This window comes from Roseibium sp., assembly GCF_025698965.1.
In the GTDB taxonomy this organism is placed as follows: domain Bacteria; phylum Pseudomonadota; class Alphaproteobacteria; order Rhizobiales; family Stappiaceae; genus Roseibium.
The window spans coordinates 1-8,273 of record NZ_JAILWL010000290.1 but is presented as its reverse complement, the minus strand read 5'-3'; the positions used below and the strand labels follow the sequence as shown (position 1 = coordinate 8,273).

The window sequence follows — 8,273 nt, the reverse complement described above, 5'->3', positions numbered from 1 at the left end:
GGAAGTGGAGTGGCCGAAGGTTGTGGCAAAGTAGAACTGGAGTTCACAATGAAATATCTCAAAACAATGGTCGCAGCGCTGTTGACAACCACCGGCATGACCGTTTCAGCAGCAGCGGACACGTCTGTCTGTCTCATTACAAAGGATGCAACCAACCCGTTCTTCGTGAAAATGGCTCAAGGCGCCTTTGCGAAGGCCGCGGAACTCGGCACCGAACTTCGCTCTTATGCGGGCAAGTTTGATGGTGACCACGAAACCCAGGTTGCAGCCATCGAAACCTGTGTTGCAGCCGGTGCCGGTGGAATTCTCCTGGTGGCATCGGACACCAAGGCAATCACTGCGTCGGTAAAGAAAGCGCGTGATGCCGGGCTGGTTGTCATCGCACTGGATACACCGCTCGATCCGATCGATGCAGCCGACATGACATTTGCAACCGACAATTTTCTTGCCGGCGAGCTGATTGGTAAATGGGCTGCCAAAACCATGGGGGACACTTCAACGGCCAAAATCGGTCTGTTGAATATCAATGTGTCGCAGCCGACGGTCGGTGTTTTGCGCAATCAGGGATTTCTGAAGGGTTTTGGAGTCGACATTGGAGACCCGTCAAAGTGGGGTGATGAATCCGATGCCCGTATCGTTGGTCATGAATTGTCCAATGGCAATGCGGAAGGAGGCCGGAAGGGTATGGAAAACCTTCTGGCAATCGACCCCGAAGTCAACGTTGTCTACACAATCAATGAGCCTGCGGCTGCTGGTGCTTATGAAGCGCTGAAATCCTTCGGCCGACAAGACGATGTCATCATCGTATCGGTTGATGGCGGTTGTCCGGGTGTCTCCGACGTTGCCTCAGGTGTCATTGGTGCGACGGCTCAGCAATATCCGTTGGATATGGCAGGTCTCGGTGTAGAGGCGATTGTGAATGCCGTGCAGTCCGGCGAGATGCCGAAGGCCACTGAAGGCAAGGCATTCTTCGATACAGGCGTCGGTCTCGTGACAGGAGCTCCTGTCGACGGTCTTGAGCAGCTGTCCGTGGAAGAAGGCAAGAACCGCTGCTGGGGTTGAGTTCTCCCCGAACCGACCAGCAGGCGGGGTGCACAATTGTGCACCCCGCGACCCCGTTGATCAAAACTGGAAATCCAGCTCATGACTGAAACTTCTGGCGCTGTGGACACGAACTTGCGAAAGCAGGAAACGGTCGCCGAATTTTCCAAAGACCACGAAAACGCACTAACGCGTTTGGCCAATTTTCTTCAGGCGACTCCTGCGGCAATACCGCTTATCGTGTTGCTCGCCGCCACGTCCATATTCGGACTCCTGATTGGCGATCGGTTCTTTTCACCCTTTGCGTTGACCCTGATCCTGCAGCAGGTCGCTATCGTCGGCATTGTTGCAGTCGCGCAATCGCTTGTCGTGTTGACGGCGGGCATCGATCTTTCCGTTGGGGCGATTGCGGTCCTGTCGTCGGTCATCATGGGCAAATTCACCTTTGATCTCGGAGTTCCTCCTGAGCTTGCTGTGTTGAGCGGATTGTTGTGCGGCCTGTTTTTCGGCACTGTTAACGGCTTGCTGGTGGCGTTCGTCAAGCTACCGCCTTTCATCGTCACACTTGGTATGTGGCAGATCGTTTTGGCGGCAAATTTCCTGTATTCGGGCAGCGTGGTCATTAGAAGCCAGGTAATTGCGGAGCAGGCACCAATCCTTCAGTTTTTCGGCGACACTGTCGACCTGGGAGATGCGGTGTTCACCTATGGTGTGATCTTCTTGCTGCTATTGGTCGCCGTGATGACCTACGTTCTGAGCCAGACTGCGTGGGGCAGACACGTTTATGCTGTTGGAGATGATCCGGAAGCTGCGGAATTGTCGGGTGTAAACGTCAGAGCGACTCTCGTATCGGTTTATGCGCTAGCGGGTCTGATATGTGCCTTCGCCGGCTGGGCGCTTATCGGTCGGCTGGGTTCCGTTTCCCCTCAAGCCGGTCAGCTTGCCAACATTGAAAGCATCACAGCCGTAGTGATCGGAGGAATCTCGCTTTTCGGTGGCCGTGGTTCTGTTGCAGGTACCCTGTTCGGGGCCTTGATTGTCGGCGTGTTTACGCTTGGCCTGCGTCTTCTGGGTGCCGATGTGCAATGGACCTATCTGCTGATTGGCGGACTTATCATTTTTGCAGTGACCGTTGACCAATCCATCAGGAAAGCGAGCTTGTGATGTCCAGTCCTATTTTGACAGCACGCGGTCTTGTGAAGCGGTACGGCCGCGTTACCGCGATGGAAAACTGTGACTTTGATCTCTATCCTGGTGAGATTTTGGCTGTCATTGGAGACAATGGTGCAGGCAAATCCACTTTGATCAAGTCCCTGTCAGGTGCTGTTCGACCTGACAACGGCGAGATCAGGCTTGATGGAAATGTCGTGAGTTTTTCTTCTCCGATACATGCGCGCGAGCACGGGATCGAGACGGTTTACCAGACGCTTGCCATGTCTCCTGCCTTGTCGATAGCCGACAACATGTTCATGGGGCGGGAGCTTCGGAAAGCCGGTGTTCTGGGCAAGATCTTTCGCCAACTCGACAAGAAAAAAATGCAGGCGATAGCAAGGGAGAAGTTGTCTGAACTCGGATTGATGACAATCCAGAATATCGGTCAGGCGGTCGAAACTCTTTCAGGCGGTCAGCGCCAGGGCGTCGCTGTCGCACGGGCGGCGGCCTTTGGAACAAATGTCGTAATCCTTGATGAGCCCACCGCTGCATTGGGGGTCAAGGAGAGCCGCAAGGTTCTGGAACTTATACAGACAGTGAAATCCCGTGGCATTCCGGTGATCCTGATTTCCCACAATATGCCTCATGTCTTTGAAGTTGCAGACAGGATCCATGTTCATCGGCTCGGCCGCAGGCTTTGCGTCATCGATCCGGCCGAGTGTTCCATGTCGGACGCGGTGGCACTGATGACGGGAGCAATGGAGCCACCGAAAGTCGGGGCGACACAATGATTGCGCCGTCGAATGACCAGGACGTGTCGCGTGTGTGTGAACTGATCAGAGAAACACAGAAGAAGGATCGGCGGGTGATCGTTGCAATCGCCGGTCCGCCAGCGTCCGGGAAGTCGACTCTCGCAGAAAATGTCGTGCGGCGACTTAATCAGGAAGGGGAAGAAGGAGTACCAAACGCAGTGTTGCTGCCAATGGACGGCTACCATCTGGACAATCAGATACTTGAGCGCCAAGGATTATTGGCACGCAAAGGAGCGCCAGAGACCTTTGACGCGATTGGTTTTTGCGAAACTGTGAAAAATCTTAGAAACACCGCCTACAAGACATACCATCCAAGATTTGATCGAAACCGTGATTTGGCGATAGCCAATTCAATCGACATTCATCCAAGCACTTCTGTTGTTGTCGTAGAGGGAAACTATCTTCTTCTTGAAGATTTTCCCTGGGCGTCGCTCCGAAACATTTTTGCTGCAACGGTTTTCGTTAATCCACCCAAAGAAGTTCTTTGGGACCGTCTTCACGAAAGGTGGTTGCAATATGGTTTCAGCCCCGAGCATGCCCACCTGAAAGTTGCCGAAAATGACATGGTCAACGCTGAAATTGTAATCGAAAACAGCACTGGCGCGGACTTGGAAATCCTCAACGGCAAATTCCAATGCGGTGACAAGCTGGCATTGTGACGTCCAATTCCAAAGGTTCAAAATTATGAGTTCATCAAATCCGGCAGCGCTGGCCAATGTGCTGAGAGGACTTGCCATTGATGCCGTTGAAACGGCAGGGCACGGTCATCCGGGGGCGGCCATGGGGATGGCCGACATCGCTGTCGGTCTCTTCGGAAAACATCTTAGATTCGACGCGGCCGACCCGAATTGGTTTGACCGTGACAGAGTGGTTTTGTCGAACGGTCATGCCGCCATTTTTCTCTATTCGCTGCTCTGGCTGACGGGCACGCCGGGAATTGAGCTCGAAGACTTGAAAGAGCGGGTCGATTACGCCAGGTCATCCTGAATACGGTCATACACCGGGTGTCGAGACAACCACGGGTCCGCTGGGGCAGGGGCTTGGCATGGCGGTTGGTTTCGCGATCGCCGAAAAGCGGATGCGCGACGAATTCGGCGAGACCGTGTGTAACCATCGAACTTGGGTTTTTGCAGGTGATGGTTGCCTGATGGAAGGTGTCGGACAAGAAGCTGTTTCACTGGCCGGACACTTGAAACTCGGCCATCTCAATCTGCTCTACGATATGAACGGCATTACAATCGACGGATCGACCGAGCTTGCTTTTACGGAAGATACAGCAGCAAAATTTCGAGCGCTCGGCTGGCATGTGGTGGAGGCGTGCGGACACACTCATCAGGATATTGACGAGGCGTTGGAGAGTGCAAAGGCCGAGACTGAACGGCCGTCTATCGTAATGTTCAACACCGTGATCGGTAAGGGTGCTCCGACCAAGGCAGGGACGTCATCAATTCACGGGTCCAGACTTGGCGTCGAAGAAGCCAGGGCGGCAAAGGCCGGTTTGGGTCTGCCGGACGTACCCTTCGAGGTTTCTCCAGGGTTACTGAATGCCTGGAGAGAATTTGGCAAGAGAGGAGCTTCAGACCACCAAGCCTGGAAAACGCGTCTGACCCAATTGCCCAAGGGAAAACTCAACGAGTTTTACCGTCGTGTTGAGCGCCTCCCACCCGAAGGTTTGTCTCATAAGGTTAAAGAAGCAAAACAGAATTGGCTTGAAGGTCAGCCACAAGTTGCCACGCGCAAGGCAAGTCAAATGTGTCTGGAAATTCTGACCGACCAAATGCCTGAGTTGATAGGCGGTTCAGCGGATCTTGCGGGGTCCAATTTGACGACCACAACGGCCGCCATGCCGGCTTATTCTGCTGAAAAAAGTGGACGGTACCTCAATTATGGTGTCCGGGAATTTGCGATGGGAACCGTCATGAACGGTTTGTCCCTTCACGGTGGACTGATCCCCTATGGTGGAACGTTCCTGGTGTTCTCTGACTACATGCGCAATGCAATTCGTTTGTCAGCGCTAATGAAAACCAAGGTGCTCTACGTCATGACGCACGATTCAATCGGTCTTGGCGAGGATGGTCCGACCCATCAGCCAGTGGAACATCTGGCAAGTCTACGGGCCATTCCCGGGTTGGACGTATTCCGACCTGCTGATGCGATTGAAACCATGGAAGCCTATGAGGCTGCGTTGAAGGGAAACGGACCGGCACTGCTTGCATTGTCGCGCCAGGGACTTCCTGCGGTCAGGAACAAAGCTTCGGAGGAAAATCTGACTGCCAAAGGGGGATATGTGCTTCGCGGCTGTGAAGGATCCCGGGATGCAACGTTAATTGCAACTGGGTCGGAAGTTTCAATCGCGTTGCAGGTGGCTGACATCCTTTCTGACAAAAGCGTGAAGGTGGCTGTGGTTTCTCTGCCTTGTTGGGCGCGCTTCGACAAGCAGTCCAGGGACTATCGCGAGAGTGTTCTTGGACCAGTGCCCAGATACGCGATCGAAGCCGCCAGTCCGTTCGGCTGGGCCCGTTACACCGGTTGTGAACAGCAGGTCTTTGGTGTCGAAGATTTTGGTGCTTCCGCTTCCTGTGAAGAACTCTACGAATTTTTCGGGTTCGCGCCAGAAACCATAGCTCGGAAAGTTTTGGACCGGCTTCAGAAACGAAAATCCGAAAGGGCCGCCTGAAACACAAAGCTACACTTGCCATCTAAACTAACGGAGACGAGAGACAGTATGAAATTTTTTGCTGACACGGCAATTGTCGATGACCTAAAGGCACTTGATGAGCTTGGACTATTGGACGGTGTGACGACCAACCCGACCCTGATCGCCAAGTCCGGGCGGGACTTCAAGGAGGTAATTGCAGAAATCTGTTCACTGACGGAAGGTCCCGTTTCCGCCGAAGTTGCAGCACTGGATTTTTCTGGGATGGTGGCTGAAGGTGAATGTCTGGCAACGCTCGGTTCAAACGTGGTTGTTAAGCTTCCGCTGACGCTCGACGGTCTGAAAGCCTGTCGATACTTCAGTGGAAAGGCAGTAAAGACCAACGTAACCTTGTGCTTTTCCGCAAATCAGGCGCTGCTGGCCGCCAAGGCCGGTGCGACTTACATTTCACCATTCGTTGGCAGACTGGATGATATCAACACCGACGGCATGGAGCTGATCCGCGAGATTCGTGTGATCTATGACAACTACGAATTCGGAACTGAGATCCTGGCAGCCTCAATCCGGTCCGCGAACCATGTCAAGGAAGCGGCACTGGCGGGGGCAGACATTGCAACAATCCCTCCTGCCGTGATCAAGGGGCTCGCAAATCATGTCCTGACAGCAAAGGGTCTGGAGCAATTCACAAAAGACTGGCAGGCGACAGGGCAGTCAATACTCTGATGAACTGGATCTCAAGCTGACCCGATGGCATCAGTGTTTTAGTCGCTATACCTGCAATTGAGAATGAAGTCAGGCTTGCGTGCTTCTGTTGTGAATACACGACCTTCCGAATCCTGGAAACTATCTCGTGATAAATTCGAGGCACTTCTTTTAAGTGCATGATAAAAGGATGATTTTCAGGTGCAGCTGTGTGTTGATCCTACACCCCGTGTCCCATGTCTATGACCAATGAGAGAGTGCCGACAAGCAGTCAGGTTTGTTGGTTTCCAGTGCCTCGAGTTCAAATTCTCTTTAAAAAGTAACAGGTTGGCTCAATTCCCTGGAACATTGAGTCAGTTTTCAAGAGGGGCTGATGCACGAGTCAGAACAACAAGTTACAGGTGCTTTTGGATGGTAGAGGGGGAGTGAACGCTCTGATGTCTGGAAATCATTCTAGCGGAATGCCGCGGCTTCCCGGTTCAACAACGCCGAACCGCAGCCCTGAACATCTTGCTAACGTCGGTTGGACCTTTCTCAACTGTGGGCGGCACAGTGGCGATCTCGGGTGAGGCCAGCTGTGTGGCCTGCAAGCTGTCTGGGATGATTGTGACCGGGTTGGGAAAGAAAAAGGCCGGACCTTCTATGTCTTCAGTGTGGAAACGGCATCTTCTGCTGCGTGAATAAGGGCGTTGGCGCGGCTATCGGATTGAATGAGCAGGATGAAAAGAAGATCGGCAAGGGCGAGTTGCGCATCACGGGTGAAGATTGCGGAACTGCGGGCCTGATGTTCGTCCGCAACAATATAGAGCTGGATTTCCGCCAGATCAGCGAGCCGGTTGGGTTGAACGCCGGTCACTGAGATGACGGTGGCCTTCTTTTTCAAGGCTGTTTCGGCAATACGGCGACTTTCAAGTGTATCGCCGGAATAGGAAAGAGCGATGCACAAATCGCCGTTTTCAAGCGTTGCGGCATTGGCGATCTGGATATGACTGTCAGCGTCAAACAACACCATGTACCCGATCTTCTGAAGTTTGTAGGCGAAGTCCTGGGCCACAAGCGAAGACGCGCCGACGCCAACAAGCTGAATGCGCCGGGCCGCGCGGATCGCAGCAAGGGCGGATTGCAGCGTTTTCTCATTGTTGACCGAAAGCGATTGCTGCATGGCGTGGATTTTCGATCCGAGCAGTTTTTGCAGAATGGTCGCGAACGGGTCATCGCTGCCAATCGTTCCATGGATCACGCCGGCAGGCACCTGCCACGTTTGGGATGCGGCCTTTGTCACCGCAACCTTGAAATCCTGATATCCTTTAAAGCCTAGCTTCTGGCAAAACTTGACGACACTAGACTGGCTGCGCCCTGTTTGTTCTGCCAATTCAGCGGACGATAACTGAATCATCTCATCAGGGGAGGTGAGAACAAACTTAGCAATTTCGCGCTCAGCGACCGTGAGGCTTTCCAACTGTCCCTTCAAAATCGTGAGAATCGACATGGCGCATCCTTGCTGAGTTTCGATTCATCATTCCGCATGCATCGATCAATTGGAATAGAAATTTCGTTTGCGGTGACTAGCAGAGCGTCCGGTTTCTCCACGAAGTCGTAATAATTTGAAAATATTTTCTTAAGTATTTGAAGTTTCTTACGAAATTCTCAAACTGGCCTCTTCTCAACGTAATAAAGGCAATGAGTTTGGAATAAAAAATTGAATAAATCGTTGACTGAAGGAATAATTAAGTCGAAAATCATGTGGAAAGTACCAAGGGGTTCCCATGTCCGATCCGCTGTCCGTTCGTTCCCTCCGCAATCTTGTTTCCGAGGCACGGAATCCCCGTACCACGGATATAGACCTGCTGCCAGTTCCTGAACTGATTGGCCGGATCAGTGCGGAAGACAAACTTGTCGCGGCAGCCGTT

General features: G+C 52.9%; 8 protein-coding genes. 7 read left to right on the top strand and 1 reads right to left on the bottom strand.

Annotated features, from left to right (window positions below; genetic code table 11):
• Positions 1–48: 48 nt before the first annotated feature.
• The 7 genes from K5905_RS21045 to fsa all read left to right on the top strand — a co-directional run bounded on the left by K5905_RS21045 (position 49) and on the right by fsa (position 6,384).
• The gene (locus K5905_RS21045; RefSeq protein WP_297587328.1) at positions 49–1,062 is read left to right on the top strand and encodes a substrate-binding domain-containing protein; all 1,014 of its coding nucleotides are present in this window, start codon (positions 49–51) and stop codon (positions 1,060–1,062) included.
• Positions 1,063–1,143: 81 nt separating this feature from the next.
• Positions 1,144–2,205 (top strand): ABC transporter permease, encoded by a 1,062-nt coding sequence (locus K5905_RS21040; RefSeq protein WP_297587326.1) that lies wholly within the window; start codon positions 1,144–1,146, stop codon positions 2,203–2,205.
• On the top strand, positions 2,205–2,984 hold the full coding sequence (locus K5905_RS21035) for an ATP-binding cassette domain-containing protein (RefSeq protein ID WP_297587323.1): 780 nt from the start codon (positions 2,205–2,207) through the stop codon (positions 2,982–2,984). The genes K5905_RS21040 and K5905_RS21035 overlap by 1 nt, the downstream gene beginning before the upstream one ends.
• Positions 2,981–3,664: a nucleoside triphosphate hydrolase gene (locus K5905_RS21030; protein WP_297587321.1), complete on the top strand. Its 684-nt coding sequence runs from the start codon at positions 2,981–2,983 to the stop codon at positions 3,662–3,664. The genes K5905_RS21035 and K5905_RS21030 overlap by 4 nt, the downstream gene beginning before the upstream one ends.
• A gap of 25 nt (positions 3,665–3,689) precedes the next feature.
• On the top strand, positions 3,690–3,992 hold the full coding sequence (locus K5905_RS31625; RefSeq protein WP_367187001.1) for a hypothetical protein: 303 nt from the start codon (positions 3,690–3,692) through the stop codon (positions 3,990–3,992).
• On the top strand, positions 3,973–5,682 hold the full coding sequence (locus K5905_RS21025; protein ID WP_367187003.1) for a transketolase family protein: 1,710 nt from the start codon (positions 3,973–3,975) through the stop codon (positions 5,680–5,682). Before K5905_RS31625 ends, K5905_RS21025 begins: the two co-directional genes overlap by 20 nt.
• 48 nt (positions 5,683–5,730) lie before the next feature.
• Entirely contained in the window at positions 5,731–6,384 is a 654-nt protein-coding gene (gene fsa, locus K5905_RS21020) for a fructose-6-phosphate aldolase (protein WP_297587319.1), read from the top strand.
• A 619-nt stretch (positions 6,385–7,003) separates the two neighbouring features.
• Here fsa and K5905_RS21015 read toward each other — a convergent pair.
• Positions 7,004–7,852, bottom strand: coding sequence for an SIS domain-containing protein (locus tag K5905_RS21015; protein WP_297587317.1), 849 nt, complete (start codon positions 7,850–7,852; stop codon positions 7,004–7,006).
• Positions 7,853–8,273 lie beyond the last annotated feature (421 nt).